At 65.2% G+C, this 17,393-nt stretch carries 15 protein-coding genes; 6 read left to right on the top strand and 9 right to left on the bottom strand.

What is annotated here, in order from left to right; translation table 11 throughout:
• Window positions 1-13: 13 nt before the first annotated feature.
• Both ppa and OU999_02005 read right to left on the bottom strand, forming a co-directional pair.
• Window positions 14-556 carry an inorganic diphosphatase gene (gene ppa / locus OU999_02010; GenBank protein ID WAC23992.1) on the bottom strand — a complete coding sequence of 181 codons (543 nt, stop codon included), beginning with the start codon at window positions 554-556 and terminating at the stop codon, window positions 14-16.
• A 62-nt stretch (window positions 557-618) separates the two neighbouring features.
• Window positions 619-2,547: a peptidase M61 gene (locus tag OU999_02005; GenBank protein ID WAC23991.1), complete on the bottom strand. Its 1,929-nt coding sequence runs from the start codon at window positions 2,545-2,547 to the stop codon at window positions 619-621.
• Window positions 2,548-2,656: 109 nt separating this feature from the next.
• Here OU999_02005 and hisS point away from each other — a divergent pair, with 109 nt between their 5' ends.
• From hisS to OU999_01985, 4 genes are all read left to right on the top strand, one after another.
• On the top strand, window positions 2,657-3,904 hold the full coding sequence (gene hisS, locus OU999_02000) for a histidine--tRNA ligase (protein WAC23990.1): 1,248 nt from the start codon (window positions 2,657-2,659) through the stop codon (window positions 3,902-3,904).
• A gap of 142 nt (window positions 3,905-4,046) precedes the next feature.
• Complete coding sequence (gene prfA, locus OU999_01995; GenBank protein WAC23989.1) at window positions 4,047-5,135, top strand: peptide chain release factor 1; 1,089 nt, start codon at window positions 4,047-4,049, stop codon at window positions 5,133-5,135.
• Between the two features lie 97 nt (window positions 5,136-5,232).
• On the top strand, window positions 5,233-6,090 hold the full coding sequence (prmC, locus tag OU999_01990; GenBank protein ID WAC23988.1) for a peptide chain release factor N(5)-glutamine methyltransferase: 858 nt from the start codon (window positions 5,233-5,235) through the stop codon (window positions 6,088-6,090).
• A 232-nt stretch (window positions 6,091-6,322) separates the two neighbouring features.
• Window positions 6,323-7,207, top strand: coding sequence for a DUF4167 domain-containing protein (locus OU999_01985; GenBank protein ID WAC23987.1), 885 nt, complete (start codon window positions 6,323-6,325; stop codon window positions 7,205-7,207).
• A gap of 96 nt (window positions 7,208-7,303) precedes the next feature.
• Here OU999_01985 and OU999_01980 read toward each other — a convergent pair whose 3' ends face one another.
• The gene (locus tag OU999_01980; GenBank protein ID WAC23986.1) at window positions 7,304-7,603 is read right to left on the bottom strand and encodes a DUF1153 domain-containing protein; all 300 of its coding nucleotides are present in this window, start codon (window positions 7,601-7,603) and stop codon (window positions 7,304-7,306) included.
• 7 nt (window positions 7,604-7,610) lie between these two features.
• Window positions 7,611-7,979: a hypothetical protein gene (locus OU999_01975; GenBank protein ID WAC23985.1), complete on the bottom strand. Its 369-nt coding sequence runs from the start codon at window positions 7,977-7,979 to the stop codon at window positions 7,611-7,613.
• 191 nt (window positions 7,980-8,170) lie between these two features.
• Here OU999_01975 and mnmA point away from each other — a divergent pair, with 191 nt between their 5' ends.
• Both mnmA and OU999_01965 read left to right on the top strand, forming a co-directional pair.
• Window positions 8,171-9,307: a tRNA 2-thiouridine(34) synthase MnmA gene (mnmA, locus tag OU999_01970; GenBank protein WAC25325.1), complete on the top strand. Its 1,137-nt coding sequence runs from the start codon at window positions 8,171-8,173 to the stop codon at window positions 9,305-9,307.
• 61 nt (window positions 9,308-9,368) lie between these two features.
• Window positions 9,369-10,733, top strand: coding sequence for an alginate export family protein (locus OU999_01965; protein WAC23984.1), 1,365 nt, complete (start codon window positions 9,369-9,371; stop codon window positions 10,731-10,733).
• Between the two features lie 7 nt (window positions 10,734-10,740).
• Here OU999_01965 and OU999_01960 read toward each other — a convergent pair whose 3' ends face one another.
• Genes OU999_01960 through OU999_01940 form a run of 5 tightly spaced genes read right to left on the bottom strand, consistent with a single transcriptional unit; the run spans window position 10,741 to window position 17,391 of the window.
• Window positions 10,741-12,630: an amidotransferase 1, exosortase A system-associated gene (locus OU999_01960; GenBank protein WAC23983.1), complete on the bottom strand. Its 1,890-nt coding sequence runs from the start codon at window positions 12,628-12,630 to the stop codon at window positions 10,741-10,743.
• A 6-nt stretch (window positions 12,631-12,636) separates the two neighbouring features.
• Window positions 12,637-14,184, bottom strand: coding sequence for an exosortase A (gene xrtA / locus OU999_01955; protein ID WAC23982.1), 1,548 nt, complete (start codon window positions 14,182-14,184; stop codon window positions 12,637-12,639).
• The gene (locus tag OU999_01950; GenBank protein ID WAC23981.1) at window positions 14,184-15,407 is read right to left on the bottom strand and encodes a TIGR03087 family PEP-CTERM/XrtA system glycosyltransferase; all 1,224 of its coding nucleotides are present in this window, start codon (window positions 15,405-15,407) and stop codon (window positions 14,184-14,186) included. The genes xrtA and OU999_01950 overlap by 1 nt, the downstream gene beginning before the upstream one ends.
• Entirely contained in the window at window positions 15,407-16,501 is a 1,095-nt protein-coding gene (locus tag OU999_01945; protein ID WAC23980.1) for a FemAB family PEP-CTERM system-associated protein, read from the bottom strand. Before OU999_01945 ends, OU999_01950 begins: the two co-directional genes overlap by 1 nt.
• Window positions 16,501-17,391: a DUF3473 domain-containing protein gene (locus tag OU999_01940; GenBank protein WAC23979.1), complete on the bottom strand. Its 891-nt coding sequence runs from the start codon at window positions 17,389-17,391 to the stop codon at window positions 16,501-16,503. Before OU999_01940 ends, OU999_01945 begins: the two co-directional genes overlap by 1 nt.
• Window positions 17,392-17,393: the final 2 nt, after the last annotated feature.

Raw genomic sequence — 17,393 nt, 5'->3', positions numbered from 1 at the left:
CCCGGGCACCATGTCAGGCTTCGGTCTTCACGCCCTGGGCGCGCTCGATCGCCTCTATGATAATGCGACGTGCCTCTTCGGCATTGCCCCATTTGCCGATTCGCACCCACTTTTCGGCTTCCAGGTCCTTGTAGTGGGTGAAGAAATGCTCGATCTGGGCGAAGACGATGTCGGGCATGTCCTCTTTCTCGCGCACATCGCTGTAATACGGGAAGGTCGCGGTGTCGGGCACGCAGACGACCTTTTCGTCGCCGCCATGCTCGTCTTCCAGGTTCAGCACGGCGATCGGGCGCGCACGCACGACAGAGCCGGGCATGAACGGCGAACGCGCGACGACCAGCGCATCCAGCGGGTCGCCATCGGGCGACAGCGTGTGCGGGATGAAGCCGTAATTGGCCGGATAGCGCATCGGCGTGTGCAGGATGCGGTCAACGAACAGCGCGCCGGAAGCCTTGTCGAATTCGTACTTCACCGGTTCGCCGCCCGTGGGCACTTCGATGATGACGTTGACATTGTTCGGCGGGTTCTTGCCGGTCGGAATCTCTTTGATAAGCATGTGGATGGAGGCCCTTGTTCTGGTTCGCTCCCCCCTGAACGAGCTGCCCGTTCCTTCAGCGTTCAGCGGGTTTGTGGCGCAAGCAGGCGGTCAAGGCCCGTTTCGCCCTGCCCCGTCTTGCGGAGCGCCGGATAGCGCAAGCCGCCCTTATAGGAAAGTGCGGTTTCGCGGTATCTTTTGCCGCGCTTGACCAGCAGATCGACCGTTCCTGTCGTGGTGGTGGCGGCAACGGCGGTCTTCAGCGCATCCGTGGTGAAATCGCGCCCGGCAATGCCGGTGATCTGGTCGCCCACCGTCATCCCGGCATCAAAGGCCGGGCTGCCCCATATCACCTGGGCAATCTTGCCGTCCTTTTCCACCACAAGGCCGATCGAATGGCTGAGATCGGTCGTCCCCGATGCCGCCTCACCCGATCGGATGAAGTTGCTGAGCTCGGGCACATAGACCAGTTCGTACCCGCCCAGTGCGAAACCCTGCTTGGGGGCTTCGGGCGTCACCTCATAGACGCGGGTCTGGAAAAAGCCCTGCCAGTCATAAGGCTGCACCGCATTCAGCGCCGCGACGACATCGGGCAGCTCATAGGTCACCACGCCCCAATCGCCCTCGCGTCCGCCGAAAAAGCTGCGCGCGAAATCCTGGAGCGAGCGGGCATTGCCCGATTCGCGGCGGATGATCTGATCAGCCTCCAGCCATACCAGCATGCCTTCGTTGTAATAATCCTCGCTGCGCTGATAGCTGGCCCAGCCCTTGGGGCGGCGTGCCGCGATAATCGGATCGTGCGTGGTATCGATCAGCGGCCGCCAGTTCCGCCCTGCCCTGCGATCGAGCCCGGCGGCGATGCTGGCAAAGGCATCGAGCGTGTCCTGATAGCTGAACAGCCCCGACCGCGCGCCGAGCACATAGCCCCAGAACTGGGTCTGGCCTTCATAGACCCAGAGCAGGTCGTCGCGGCTGGGCTGGCGGAAATCGGGTGCCCAGATGCCCTGCGGACGGCGGTGCTTGCCGTTCCAGCTGTGCGTCATCTCGTGCGGCAGCAGGTTGCGCGATCCCGGCCCCTTGGCCCAGTCGGTGAAATAGCCGGTACCGACGCCGTTCTCGCTGCTGCGATGATGCTCGATGCCGATGCCGCTCATCTCGTCAGAGAGCGACAGCAGGAAGTCGTACCGGTCGTAATGGCGCACGCCGAAGAGATTCTCTGCCTCTGCCACCAGCCGTTTGTGCGCCTCGATCTGGTCGGGCGTCGCGGCCAGGAACTCCGGCGCGTCGGCCACGACGTTCAGCGTCACCTTGTCGGACAGGGCAAAGCTCTTGAAATGCGCGCCGGCGAACATCGGGCTGTCAACCAGCGTGTCGTAATCGACGCGTTCATAAGCCGTCTTGTTGCCGGTGGTGCGCTTGGCCCGCATCGCGCTGCCCGCCTGCCAGCCCATCGGCCAGGTGACCGAGGCATCGACCGGGATGTTGCGGGTGAAATAGCCTGCCGGGTAAAGCGACACATTGTTCCAGCGCAGGTTCATCATCTTGGGCGCCACGACGACGCGGCCCTGGTTGCCGGCTGTCGGGCTGACGAACTGGAAATTGGCCACCACCTCGCGCACGCCCTGCGGCAGTGTGATGTGGAACGCGTTCACGTCGAGCGAATCACGCTGCCAGGCAAGCGGCTTGCCATTGGCGCTGAACTTCAACCCGACCAGCTTCTCGATCTCTCCGCGCGGTGCATGATTGCCCGGCAGCCATTGCGGATACAGCAGCGTCAGCCGCCCGCTCGCGCGCGCATCATCGGGCACGGGGATCGTCTGCTTCATACTGAAGATCGCGCGGTCGATATCTGTCGCGTCCACCTCGATCGTCATCACGCCGGGAAATGGAAGATCGCGCGGGGCTGGCACCAGATCGGCCACCGGTACAGGCTGGGGCTTGCTGTTCTCGGCAGCGGCGGGCGCAGCAACAAGTGCGAGGACGAGGCAGGTGGAAGCGAAAAGATGACGCAATTTCAGGACCCTTTTGAACGCGCGTGTTTCCCCACCATAAACACCGCATTCAAAAAAATGCACCCGCCGGTTTGGCGTCGGTTCAAAAAGTCGCTAATGGCGGCAAAATATGGGCAAAATTACCACACCGGGCGCGATCCGCGGCACACAGGACATTTTCGGCGAAGATCAGGAGCGGTTCGGCCATGTGGTCGAGACGTTTGAGCGTGTGCGCCGGCTTTACAACTTCCGCCGCGCCGAAATGCCGGTGTTCGAGGCGACCGCCGTGTTCGCGCGCTCGCTGGGCGAAACCACCGATGTCGTTTCGAAGGAAATGTACACGTTCGACGATCGCAGCGGTGATTCGCTGACGCTGCGGCCCGAATTCACCGCCGGCCTCGCCCGCGCCTATCTCACCAATGGCTGGCAGCAATATGCGCCGCTCAAGCTAGCGACGCACGGTCCGCTGTTCCGCTATGAGCGCCCGCAAAAGGGCCGCTATCGCCAGTTCCACCAGATCGATGCCGAGATCATCGGTGCAGGCGAGCCGCAGGCCGATGTCGAGCTGCTGGTGATGGCCGACCAGATCCTGCGCGAACTGGGCATTGCCGAGGGCGTCACGCTGCAGCTCAACACGCTGGGCGATGCCGCCAGCCGCGACGCCTGGCGCGCCGCGCTGATCCAGTATTTTCATGCGCATAAGGGCGATCTCTCGGCAGAATCGCAGGATCGGCTGGAACGCAATCCGTTGCGCATCCTCGACAGCAAGGAGCCGCAGGACCGCCCCATCGCTGATGCCGCGCCCGATATCGACGCCTATCTGACCGATGAAGCGGCCGCGTTCTTCGCCAAGGTGACGAGCGGGCTCGATGCCGCGGGCGTCGCATGGACGCGCAATGCGAGGCTGGTGCGCGGGCTCGATTATTATCGCCACACCGCGTTCGAATTCGTCACCGACCGGCTCGGCGCGCAGGGCACCGTCCTGGGCGGCGGGCGCTATGACGGGCTGATCGAGAATCTCGGCGGGCCCAGCACCCCGGCAGTCGGCTGGGCCGCAGGGATCGAGCGGCTGGCCATGCTGTGCGATATTTCGGGGCTGAACCTCGGCCTCGACGTCATCATCGCGGTGGAGGATGATCGCGCGCTTGGCGAGGCAACATCGGCGCAGGCACGGTTGCGCGGCGCGGGCATTTCCAGCGACATGATCGCCAGCGGATCGCCGCGCAAGCGTTATGACAAGGCGGCAAAGACCAACGCCAAGGTGCTGATATCCTTTCAGCATGACGGCGAGAATGCGAAAGCCAACATCCGCTCTGCCCCGGAAAGCACCTTGCATGAGAAAGTGGCCGGCGTGCTGAACGGTATTTCAACCAAATGATGTCAGTTGAGATGCCAATTGCCTCCAATTCAATGGCCTGCTGCTCTTGCAACGGGCTGTATTCGGGGGCAAGCGGCGCTGTGGCGTGGAGCGGGGGCGATGTCCTTCAAGGCTGCAGCGTATCATCGGGGGAGAATAGGGAATGACCCGCATCGCGGATGAGCGCATCGCGCAGATCGAGGCGCGCTTTGGCAAGATGCAGGCACGGATGGCTTCGGGCACGCTCGAAGGCGAAGAGTTCGTGCAGACGGCCAAGGACTATGCCGAGCTGGAACCGGTGGCACGCGCCGCCGCCGAAGTGCGCCGCCTGCGTGCCGAGCTGGAAGTGCTCGAAGGGCTGATCGCGGACAACGCGTCGGACCCCGATATCGTCAAGCTGGCTTCCGGTGAGGTGGAAACCATCCGCGAGCGGCTGCCCCCTGCCGAAAAGAATCTGGCAATCAAGCTGCTGCCGCGCGACAGCGCCGACAATCGCCCGGCGATGCTGGAAATCCGCGCAGGCACGGGCGGCGACGAGGCAGCGTTGTTCGCCGGCGATCTGCTGCGCATGTACACGCGCTTTTCCGAGGAACAGGGCTGGAAGATCGAAATCCTGTCCGCGAACGCCGCTGATGTCGGCGGGTTCAAGGAAGTCATCGCCTCGGTCAACGGATCGGGCGTGTTCGCCAAGCTCAAGTACGAAAGCGGCGTGCACCGCGTCCAGCGCGTTCCCGTCACTGAAAGCGGCGGGCGCATCCATACCAGCGCCGCCACCGTCGCCGTCCTGCCCGAGCCCGAAGAGGTCGATGTCCAGATCAACGACAATGATCTGCGCATCGATGTCTATCGCGCGTCGGGATCAGGCGGTCAGCATGTCAACACGACCGACAGCGCGGTGCGCATCACCCACCTGCCCTCGGGCCTGGTGGTGACGCAGCAGGACGAGAAGTCGCAGCACAAGAACAAGGCCAAGGCGCTCAAGGTGCTGGCCGCGCGGTTGTACGAGCTCGAACGCAGCAAGGCCGCGAATGCCGAGGCTGATGCCCGCAAGTCGATGGTCGGCTCGGGCGACCGGTCCGAGCGCATCCGCACCTATAATTTCCCGCAGGGCCGCGTGACCGACCACCGCATCAACCTGACGCTGCACCGGCTTGAAGAGATTCTGGAAGGCTGGGGTCTCAACGAACTGGTCAATGCACTGACCGCCGAAGATCAGGCCGCGCGCCTGGCGAATATGGACGTGGCCGGGTGAGCTTTCCTGATCTGCGTTTCGCCGTGCCCCTCGCGGATGCGGGGGTAACGCTTGCTTCCATCGCTAGCGCGCAAGCGGGATTCCCGCACTCGCGGGAATGACGGCGGATGCGACGATCGCCGACGCCTTGCGCATGGCGGCGGCGGACCTGTCCGGAATATCCGAGACGCCCCGGCTTGATGCCGAGCTGCTGATGGCCGATGCATTGGGCATCGATCGCGGATCGATGCTGCTGATGCGGATGCGCGATGTGGTGCCTGCTGGGTTCGCCCCTCGCCTGGCCCGCAGGCTGGCGCACGAGCCTGTCGCCTATATCACCGGCAGGCAGGATTTCTGGACGCTCAGCCTCGCCGTTTCCCCCGCCGTGCTGATCCCCCGTGCCGATAGCGAGACGCTGATCGAGGCGGCGCTGGCGGCACGTGCTGACACCCCTCCGGCGCGCATCCTGGACCTGGGCACAGGATCGGGCGCGCTGCTGCTCGCGGCGCTGAGCGAATATCCGCAGGCCACGGGAACCGGCATGGATGCAAGCCTGGCCGCGCTCGACATCGCGCGCGGCAATGCTGCGGCAACCGGGCTGGCGGACCGTGCCGCACTGATCCGCGGCGATTGGCGGGTCGATGGCTGGACCGCCGCCCTGCCGGGGCCGTTCGACCTTGTCCTGGCCAACCCGCCCTATGTCGAGACCGATGCCGAGCTGGCACCGCAGGTGCGCGGGCATGAGCCGCATAGCGCGCTGTTTGCCGGGGACGACGGGCTGGACGACTATCGCATTCTCATCCCCGCCCTGCGCGCGCTGTTGGCCCCAGATGGCGTTGCGGTGTTCGAGATCGGGACAAGCCAGCGCGAGGCCGTCTCCGCGCTCGCGGTGGCGCACAAGTTCGATGTCGAATGCAGGCGCGATCTGGCGGGGCACGACCGCGCACTGATATTGCGCAGACGCGCCTCCGCCTGATATTTCGCTTGGCAAGGCCTTGGCGACCCGCTACCACCGGTGCAGCAAGACAGGTGATGCAGGCACATGGCCCATCACGCTTGCTGACCCCAATCATCTATTTCGGGCAGCTTGATACGGCCACTCAAAGCGGATGAAAGGCTTGGGACGCGCGGCGCGCCTTAGGGCGACGGCCTGCACGGACGCGCAGAGGACACGCAGGAAACTTGCGACTGATAAGGAAGCGTCAACTTTGAACAACAATCGTGGAACGAGCCGTCGTCGCGGCCGTGGCAATAACCGTCCGCAGAACAATGGTCGCGGCGGGGGCATGGATCAGGGCAACCGGATCGACAGCCGGGCGCGCGGCAATGCCACGCAGATGCTCGAGAAATACAAGAAGATGGCGCATGATGCGCAGATGAACGGCGACCGCGTGGCCACCGAATATTATCTGCAATTTGCCGACCATTATTTCCGCGTGCTCGCCGACAACCGCGCCCGTCAGGACGAATATCGTCGTCCGCGCGAAGACCAGGGCCGCGACAATGGCGGCGATTATGCCGATGACGAAGACGATAACGTCTATGGCTCGGTGCAGGGCAACAGCCAGCGCAACTATGCGCAGGACCAGGCCGACGAAGCCTCGTCGCGCGGCAATGACGATGACGATGGCGATGAGCAGGACGAACCCCGCAACCATCGTCGCGATACCCAGCCGCGCGAAGCTCGCCAAAGCGAAGGCCGTCAGAACGACAACCGTCGTGAGCGTCGTCCGCGCGAAGAAGGCCGGCGGGACGAGGGTCAGCGCGAGGAGCGCCAGCTGCGTCCGCGCACCGAGCGTCGCGATGCCGAACCGCGCAACGACCAGGATGCGGGCAACCCCGCTCCTGCCGAAGCGTCGAACGACGACGATGGCAATGCCAAGCCCCGCCGCACCGTGCGCGGCCGCGGACGTCTGCCGCGCGCTGCCGATGGCGAAGGCAGCAATGCGCTCGATCCGATGATCCTGCCGCCCGCGATCGGCATCACTTCGGACGCTCCGGTCGAAGCCGAGGCGCCCAAGCCCAAGCGCCGCGCGGCGCCGCGTCGCAAGGCTGCAGAATCGGGCGACGTCGAAACGACGGCTGCAGAATAAGCGCCTGCTCCCTTTCGGGGATCTGGCCAGGACAAAAAGAAAGGGGCGCGGTCCGGATGTGGACCGCGCCCCTTTTCTGTTGACGGTGGGGGAACGTCAGTAGCGCTGCTGGCGCTCGTACAGGTCGCGATAGTGCTGGATGCGCGTGACGCGAAGGCCAGGCATGCCCGAACGATCGACCGCACGCTGCCAGGAAGCGAATTCCTCCAGCGTCAGATCATAGCGTTCGCACACCTCGTCGATCGTCAGCAGGCCGCCGTTCACGGCTGCAACGACTTCCGCCTTGCGACGCACTACCCAGCGCTTCGTGCCCGGGGCCGGCAGGTTGTCCAGCGTCAAGGGTTCGCCGAGCGGACCAATGACCTGTGCCGGTTTGATTTTCTGATTCTCGATCATCACGTCCTCAAAAGGCCTGGTTACTGCAAGTTTGCGCGTGGCCAGGGTGTAACCAATCGGCTTTTCGATTGACTGAAGCACAATGGTAAACGCCATTTTCACCCTGCTGTTCCACCGGGGTGAAGCGGTTCAGAAGAGCGGCAAAGTGGGGGTTGAAGCTGCCCGGCACCACTCGGTCGGCCCGCACCTGGCCAGCCAGCCATGCCGCCAGCATCCGCACCGGGTCCGCGCTGTCCTTAACCATGCGGGGATGGTCGGGACGCACCGTCACCGGCGCGGCTGCCAGCGCACGCAGGATGTCCATATCCAAGGCGCGCAGGCTTACCGGCACGCTGTTGGCCTGGTGGACTGAGTCATGGGGGAAGTTCATGTCCATGACCAAGGGTGTATCAGGCAAACCGTAAGAGCAGGTAAAAGCTGCCTTCACAGGTAATTAGCCTTGGTTAAATGTCGCTAAGACTGTGCCGAAAAGGCCGGAAATCACGGGGTTTTGCCGGTGTCATGCATCTGCAATTTTTTGCAGTGTCGGGCTGGCAGAATGTTGCCGCCACCGCTACATGCACGCACATGCAGCTCCCCTCCTCCCACGGTTTCCAGCTCGACGGCGACATGAAGGCGCGACGAATCGTCGTGGCCATGTCGGGCGGAGTCGACTCATCGGTCGTGGCGGGCCTGGCGGCGGCGACGGGTGCAGAGACCATCGGCATCACGCTGCAGCTCTATGATCATGGCGCAGCGGTGAAGCGCGCCGGATCGTGCTGCGCCGGCCAGGACATTCGTGACGCACGTGCAGTCGCCGACCGGCTGGGCATCGCGCATTATGTCTTCGACCATGAAAGCCGTTTCCGCGAGTCGGTGGTCGATCGCTTTGCCGACGAATATATGGCCGGACGCACCCCGATCCCCTGCATCCAGTGCAACATGGGCGTGAAGTTCACCGATCTGCTGCAGATGGCACGCGATCTGGGCGCGGATTGCCTGGCCACCGGCCATTATGTCCGCCGCATGCTGGGCAGCGATGGCCGGGCCGAGCTGCACCGCGCGCACGATCCCGCGCGCGACCAGAGCTATTTCCTGTTCGCCACCACCGACGACCAGATGGACTTTCTGCGCTTTCCGCTGGGCGACCTGCCCAAGCCGCAGGTACGCGCGCTGGCGCAGGACATGGGCCTGATCGTCGCGGCCAAGCCCGATAGCCAGGATATCTGCTTCGTGCCCGATGGCGATTATGCCGCCGTCGTGCGCAAGGTGCGGCCCGATGCCGATACCGGCGGCGAGATCGTCCATGTCGATGGCCGCGTGCTGGGCGAGCACAAGGGGCTCATTCATTTCACCATCGGCCAGCGCAAGGGGCTGGAAATCGGCGGCCAGCCCGAGCCGCTTTATGTCATCAAGCTCGATGCGGGCACGCGCCGCGTGATCGTCGGTCCGCGCGCCGCGCTCGCCACGCGGGCTGCCGAGATTGTGGACATGAACTGGATCGGCGGCAGCTATGAAGGGCCGATGGAAGCCAAGGTGCGCTCGCTCGCGCGGCCTGCGCCAGTGCGGATCGAGGGCAGCGGCGCCAACCGGCGGCTGGTGTTCCTGAGCCCCGAATATGGCGTCGCGCCCGGCCAGGCTGCGGTGCTCTATGCTGGAGACCGCGTGCTCGGCGGCGGCTGGATCGCCTCGACCGAACCAGTCGAACCTGCGCTCGCCGCCTGAACGGTTCGCCCTCCCCTCACGCCTTGATATCCGCTAAGCCCGGCAAACTTGGGGAACGACCTTGCGCGCATTCGCAATCCTGACGGCGATCACCACGGCCATTTCGGCCGCGCCCGCCCTTGCGCAGCCGGTTCAACCGCCATCCAGCGAGAACCGGAAACCGGATGACGGGGATTCGCTCACTCTCTCGGGCAGCCTGAGGGTGCGTTATGAGCTGCTCGAAGGCCAGTTTCGCCCTGGTCTGCCCTCGCGCGACGATGCCATCACGGTGCAGACCGCGATTGCCGCCGACTACCGCACCGGACCATGGCGACTATCGGCAGAGCTGATCGACGCGCGCGCCTATGTGATCGACGCACCGGGCGCGGTCACGACAAGCGAAGTCAATGCGCTGGAGCTGAGCCGCGCCTCGATCAGCTATGGCTCCGGCCCCGTCGAACTGACCGCAGGCCGCTTTCACCTCAATCTCGGCTCGCGCAGGCTTACAGGGCGCAACGCGTTCCGCAACAGCATCAACAGCTTTACCGGCGTCAGGCTCGACTGGCGCGGCAAGGCCAACGATCATCTCGTCGCTTTCTACACCTTGCCGCACACGCGGCTGCCTTCCGCCAAGGCCGAACTGATCGAAAATGAAGTGCGCTGGGACCGCGAGAGCTTCGACCTCACCTTTTGGGGCGCACATTATTCCCGGCCCGATCTGTTCGATGGCATCACGCTGCAGGCCAATGTCTTCGGTCTGAACGAACGCGATGGCGAAAATGGGCCGACGCGCAACCGCCATCTGTTCACCTGGGGTGCGCGCCTGCACCGCGCTCCTGCGGCGGGGCGATGGGACATGGATCTGGAAGGAGCGGTCCAGTCCGGCACCGTCCGCCAGTCGATCGCTGCGAGCGCGCGGCGACAGGATGTGCGTGCCTTTTTCGCCCATGCCGAGCTGGGCTTCAGCCCGGTCTGGCCAGGCAAGCCGCGCTTTTCGGCGCTGTTCGATCTTGCGAGTGGCGATGATCCGCGCACCCCGGAATCCTCTGGCCGGTTCGACACGCTGTTCGGCCCGCGCCGGTTCGAATTGGGACCCAGCGGCATATTCGGCCCGCTGGCCCGCACCAATCTGCTGACGGCGGGCCTTCGCACCGAGATCGCCCCCGCCCCGCGCTGGGATGTAATGACTTTGTGGCGCCCGGCCTGGGTGCACAGCCGGCGCGACCGCTTCGGCAACAACGGCCCGGTCGATGCGCAGGGCCGATCGGGGCGCTTTGCCGGGCATATGCTCGAGGTGCGGCTGGGCCATTGGCTGATCGACAGGACACTGCGGCTGGAGGCGGGCGCGGCGGTGCTGACCACCGGACGATTGCTGGAAGAAGCGCCCAATGCCACCGGCTTTGGCGACACGCGCTATGCCTATGGCCAGATGGTCCTGAACTTCTGACGCGGCGTCAGAACACGCGGTCGATCGCCTTGTCGAGCATCCACAATTGCCACAGCAGCCGCGCATTGTCGCTGCGGCCTGCGATATGCGCCTCGGCGATCTCGCTGAGCCGCGCGGTGTTGAACCATCCGCTGCGCGCCAGCGCCGAACCGCTGGCGATCTGCCGCGCCTGATCGGCGAGCGGCCCGCGAAACCATTGCGCGATCGGGCTGACAAAACCCATTTTCGGGCGATAGAGAATATCGTCGGGCAAGGTGCCGCGCATCGCGCGCTTCATCAGCCATTTGCCCTGCCCGCCGCTCACGCGCATGGCTTCGGGCAAAGAGGCGCTGAACTCGATCAGCCGGTAATCGAGCAGCGGCTCGCGCGCTTCCAGGCTGACCGCCATGCTGGTGCGATCGACCTTGGTCAGGATATCGCCGGGCAGCCACAGCTTCATATCGGCATATTGCGCAGCATCGAGGCCCGATCGCGCGGGCGCATTTTCCATCAGCGCGATCATGTGATCTTCGGCGCGATAGCCGCCAAGGCCCTGGCGCTGGCTGTCCGAATAGAGCGATTGCCGCATCGCATGGCCGGTCACGCCGACCGCATCGGCATAGCCTTCCGCCCCCGACCGCGCGAGCGACAGCAATGTCGATTTCGCGCGCAGCGGGCGCGGTGCCCAATCCGCCTTGGGGTACAGCGCGCCCAGTGCTCCGAACACCGGACCACGCAAGCCCTGCGGCAACAGGCTGCGCACCCGTTCCTCGCCATGGTGGAACACATGGCGGCGATAGCCCGCCATCGCCTCGTCCGCGCCATCGCCTGACAGCGCGACCGTCACGCTTTCGCGCGCCAGCTGGCAGACGCGGAAGGTGGGCAGCATCGATGCGTCGGCAAAGGGCTCGTCGAACTGCGCGGCGACCTGGTCGATGATCGCGATATCGTCGGGCGACACGGTCCGCGTGCGATGATCGGTGGCGAAGCGCTCGGCGATGCGGCGCGCGTAATCGCTCTCGTCCAGCGCGGCGACGTCAAAGCCGATGCTGCAGGTCTTCACCGCCTGGCTGCTGCGCTCGGCCATCAGCGCCACGACGGTCGAGGAGTCCACGCCGCCCGACAGGAATGCGCCCAGCGGCACGTCCGCCACCATCCGCGAAGCCACGGCCTCGCGCATATGGTGCAGCAATTCGGCCTGCAGATCAGCCACCGACCCCCTGGCACGGCGCGAGAAATCGACGTCCCAATAGCGTACCGGCTCGGGCAAGGGCTTGCCCCGCTCCAGCATCAGATAATGGCCGGCGGGCAGCTTCTTCACCCCGCTGACGAAGCACCGATGGTCGGGCACATAGCCAAAGGCCAGATAGTCATCGACCGCCAGCAGGTCTGGCGCACGGCGCAGCGCCGGATGCGCGAGCAGGCCCTTGAGCTCGGACGCGAAGATCACGCTGCCATCGGGCAGGCTGGCATAATGGAGCGGCTTCACCCCCAGCCGGTCGCGCGCCATTAACAGCCGCTGCTGGCGCTGATCGAAGATCGCAAAGGCGAACATGCCGTTCAGCCTCTCCAGGCAGCGTTCACCCCATTGCCGCCAGGCGGCCAGGATCACCTCGGTATCGCCCGAGGTGCGGAACTGATGGCCCATCGCGCTCAGCTCTGCGCGGACCTCCTGGAAATTGTAGATCTCGCCGTTGAAGGTCAGCACATCGGCCTCGTCGGCGCTGAGCATCGGCTGCGCGCTGCCTTCCAGATCGATGATCGACAGCCGCAGATGGCCCAGCCCCACGCCCGGCGCGGTCCAGCACCCGTTTCCGTCAGGGCCGCGGTGCAGCATCGCATCGGTCATCAACCGGATGCGCGCCGGATCGACCGGCTTGGCGGTCTCGAGATGGAAAATGCCAGCAATACCGCACATGGCCGATCAGCGCCCCACCAGAATGGTTTCGGACAGCCGCCTTGCGCCGCCGGCATCGCGCAGCAGCGCATCGATCGCCGGGCGCGCAGACAGGTCGTCGCGACGCTCAGCCGAGACGATCAGGATCATCGCCGGCTGGCTCTGGCGGAGCAGCCGTGCCTTCAACGATTCCAGCCGAATGGCAAGGTTGCTGCCGGACACCACATCCCCCACCCGGTAGAAGGTCGCGACATCGCGCACAAGGCGCCCGGGCCCGGTAATGATGTCGGCCCTGCCATTGGCGATTGGCTGGCCCTGTTCCACCCATGACCAGGTGCCATCGGGATCGAGCGCGCCCTGGCCATAGCCGGTGATCTCGCGCCCCTCGGACTGGCCATCGAACAGCGCCGCATAGACATCGACGCGCTGGCCATCGCGGACATAGCTGGCGATCCAGCGCCGATCGCTGCCCGTGGCGCGCGGCGTCCAGGCGGTTGCGGGAGCATAGGGCGCGCGCTGCCAGCCTGCGATCTCGGGCAGGCTGTCACGCTGCGGAAGCGGGGCTGCATCGGGCAGCCCGAGCAGCGCCCAGCCCAGCGGCGCGGCGAGCAGCAAGGCCGCGCCGATAATCACGCCCCGGCCCTGCCGCGCGACGCTGCGCGATCCGGTGGCGAGCGTTTGCGCCAGTGCCGGTGCGATGAACGGATCGCTCACCTGCCGGTCGAAGAAGCGCCAGCCGATCGCCATCACCAGGATGAGCACCACGGCAAAGAATATCCAGCCATAGAAGACATGATCAAACCCGGCGGCAAAATCGAGCCCGTACAGGTCGGCGATATAGATGGTGCCGAAGGCGCGAACGCCATTGGCCAGGATCGGGATCACGATCGACAGCGCAACGATGCCGATGCGGCGCGGCCAGCTGTTGAAGCAGACATTGGCGACCAGCACGCCATAAGCGACCATCGCGACCAGGAATTTTACGCCCGAACAGGCCTCTGCCACGCGGAAAAGCGCCGTGGGGGTGGAAATGAACACCCCCTCGATATGCGCAGGGATGCCGCTCAGGCCGAGCAGCGCCATCGATATGTCGGCGGTAATGGTCTGCAATGGCGGGACCAGCTCCTCGCCCACCGGAACCAGAAAGAACGCATAGCCGAGCGGAAACATCAGTGCGCGGCCGACATGCGGGCCGAGCAACGCGAGGGTGCTGCCCTGCAGGAACATGACCAATGCCAGATGCCGCGCCAGCGCAACCCCGGCAGCCTCGCCCAGCACCCAGCCGCCAGCCGCTGCGGCCATCACCAGCAGGCCCGGCCACCAGAGCGAAGGCGTGATGCGCTTCAGTTCCTCTGCACGCTGTATCACCAGCCAGCCCAGGATGAAGGGGATCAGCAGGATGTGGTTGAAGGTGGAACTGTCCCACCAGATCATCACCATATCCGCCGCATCGCGTGCGAACACGGCGAGGATCACCGCCCAGGCAATGCCCAGCCGGATCAGCGCCGAACGCCAGGCGGGGCTGAGCGGCTGCGGTTCGGCGGTATCGGGAATGTCTGCGGCCAGGCTTGCCATCAGGCTTCGCTCGGCACCAGGGCGGGCGGCTGGTCGAGCCATTGCAGCAGCGGTGCGAGCCGGGCATCCCATTGATAATGCGCCAGCATGTGCGCGCGCCCGGCCTCTCCGATCGCCTTTGCGCGCGCGGGATCGGCAGCGAGCGCACACAGCGCCTCGACCATGGCCTCATCGCTGGCTGCGACCAGAAAATGCCCGCCCGACCGCGCCTCGATACCTTCGGCGGCTGCGGCAGAGGCAATGACCGGGCGGGCCATCGCCATGGCCTCAAGCACCTTGTTCTGGATGCCGCGCGCGATGCGCAGCGGCGCGACCACCATGTCCGCCGACGCGATCCATGGGCGGATATCATCGACCGCACCGACGACATCAAGCCCGGCCCTGCCCTGCAGCGCCTGTACCGCCGGCGCGGGATTGCGCCCGACTATATGGAAACAGGCCTGCGGAAACCGTTGCTGTACGCTCGGCAGAACAGCCTCTGCAAAGTGCACCACCGCATCGACATTGGGGGCATAATCCATCTGTCCGGTGAACACGATATGCGGCCCGGGCGCGCCGGCATAGACGGCCGGCTTGACGCCCTGCGGATCGTAGAACACCGTATCGATGCCGTTGACCACCGCATCCACCCGCACATTCTGCTCGCCCAGGCCCAGCCGGAATTCGGCCACCTCATTGGGGCTGCAGAACAGGCTGAGATGCGCGCGCCGCGCCATCGCCCGCTCGAACGCGCCCAGCAGCCGCGCCTCGCGCGCATTGACCAGTCTCATCGGGCTCAGCGAGCCTCGCGCATAGGCGGCAAACTTGGCCGAATCCATGTCGACGAAATCGATGACCACGCGCCCGGCAAAGCTTTCAGGAATGAACTGCGCCATCTGGCCGGAAAACACGAAGATCGTGTCGATCGGCCGCGTCGCGATCAGGCGTCCGACATAGCGCCGGATCAGGTCGCTATCGAATGCCACCAGCGAGACCGGCAGCCCGACGGACAGTGCCTGCAGCCCGGCGCGCACGTTCGATATCGTCCGCTGCACCAGGATATGGCTCGCTGCGGTCGCGGCGAGCTCTTCCTCTGCCGCCATATCGGCATCGGTCTCGCCAAAGGTCGCAACATGAACCGGCGAGCGCGCGGCGAGCGCCTTGAGCAGGGCATGCGAGCGGATCTTGTCCCCCCGGTCGGGCGGAAAGGGAATGCGATGCGCCAGGAAGAGCAGTTCGCCCATCAGCCCAGTCCGTTGGCGATCCAGGGGCCGAGCCGGTTGGCGATGCCCAGCGGCAGGCGCTGCCAAAGAGCGATCTGCATCCGGTATTTGGGGCTGAGCGGGTTGACGTCACGCGGCGGCTGGCCGTCGGCGGTGCGCACCGCATAGCTGAGCGGTGCAGGCTCGAAACCCCAGTTCTTCTTGAACGCAAACGCCCCGCTATCGACCTTCGACCGGCCGAAATCGAACCGCGTGCAGCCCTTGCGGCGCGCATGGTTCATCAGCGCATAATACATCACGTCATTGGCGCGCAGGCCGCGCGCTTCCCAGACCCCGCCGCCCCAATAGGGCATTACGGCGCCGCGATGATAAAGGCTGAGTACGCTGGCCACAGGCACATCGTCGTGCAGCACGGTCAGGATATCCGCATCGTCGCCGAATGCATCGAGCACGGCATCGAACAGCGCGCGCGGGAAGACCGGCGTTCCGAGATTACGGACGCTCGTTGCATAGATGGCATAATGCTGCTGCCGGTCGAGCGCGCCCGTGCCGGTGCGCACCGTCATCGCGTTGGCCAGGCCCTTGCGCACCTCGGCACGCTGCTTGCGCGGGATCCATTCGAGCTGCTTCTGATCGGCATCGGGGCCATCGGCGACAAGATCGGCAGCAAAGCCCGCATGCGCGTTCGACTTGATCGTCCAGCTGGGATCGTCGGGCAGCAAGCCACCGCGCAATTCCAGCGTCGGCGCGCTGTAGCGTTCGCACAGCTGCCACGCGGCCTGCGCCAGCATCGCCGCGCTCGCCGCATCATCGGCGATGATGCCGCCATCCACGGCAAAGCCCGCAGAGACGATCGCACGCCCGAACAGCGGCGAATGCACGACATGCAGCGGCAGATATCCGCTGATCGCGCCGGCTGCATCCTCTGCGATCAGGGCCAGCAGGTCATGTCCGGTAGCAGCGGCAATCGCCTCGCCCCAGGCCAGCCTGTGAAAGGCGGTCGCGGCTTCGTGCGCATCCAGCCAAGCGGAAATCCGTGCACGCTCCTGCGGATCGGCAAGTATTGCGACGCGAACCAGAGGCTGCGCGAGCATCGGCGGAGCAAAATGCAGCATCACAGCCTTCCGGCCGCAAGCGGCAGCGCGATCTCGTCGATCCGGCACCAGCTGAAATCGCGGGTCAGTTGCTCCAGCTTGCCCGCCATCGCATCGAGCCTGGTATAGTGCCGCAAGCGCGAGCGCATCGGCGCGCCTTCGACACGCGGCTGGTCGGGATCAACCTCCCAGGGATGGAAATAGAAGATCGCGGGCTGGCCGTCGGTCGCGTTGACGCGGCGCAGCGCCCAGCGCGACAACGCGTAAGGAAGGATGCGGAAGAACCCGCCTCCCCCTGCCCCGAACCGGCGTTCGCCCAGCTGCACGGTAGTGACCGGCAGCTCGATCAGGTCGGAGTCTGCGACGGGACGAAAGGCAAAGCGCGGTGCCTCGCGCCAACCATAATGGTCGTGCGCGATCGGGGCGACGCTCGACGAATAGGCATAGCCGCGTTCGGCCAGGATCGGGTGCGCCCAGGGCGTGCGCTGGTCGATCGAGAAGCTGGGCGCGCGATAGCCCCTGATGGCAACGCCGCCTGCATCTTCTAGCGCCTTGCGCGCCTTGTCGATATCTTGCGCAAACTGGTCGGGGGTCATGGTGAAGACGCGGGTGTGGTCCCAGCCATGGCTGGCGATCTCATGCCCCTCTGCGATGATGCGGCGGATCAGCGCCGGATAGCGGTGCGCCACCCAGCCCAGCGTGAAAAAGGTCGCCTTGACGCCGCAGCGCGCGAACAGGTCGAGCACCGCGCCGGTGTTGAACTCCACCCGGCTGGCAATGCCATCCCAATCCTGCGGCGCGATCGTGTTCTCGAACGCGCCCACCTGAAAATATTCTTCGACATCGACCGACAGGCCGTTGACGATGCGCCTGTCAGCGGCGCGTTGCTGGCCCAGCGATGCTTCGCGCACGG

The sequence above is a fragment of the Blastomonas sp. SL216 genome, assembly GCA_026625625.1.
GTDB lineage: Bacteria > Pseudomonadota > Alphaproteobacteria > Sphingomonadales > Sphingomonadaceae > Blastomonas.
This window is presented reverse-complemented; position numbering and strand designations above follow the sequence as displayed.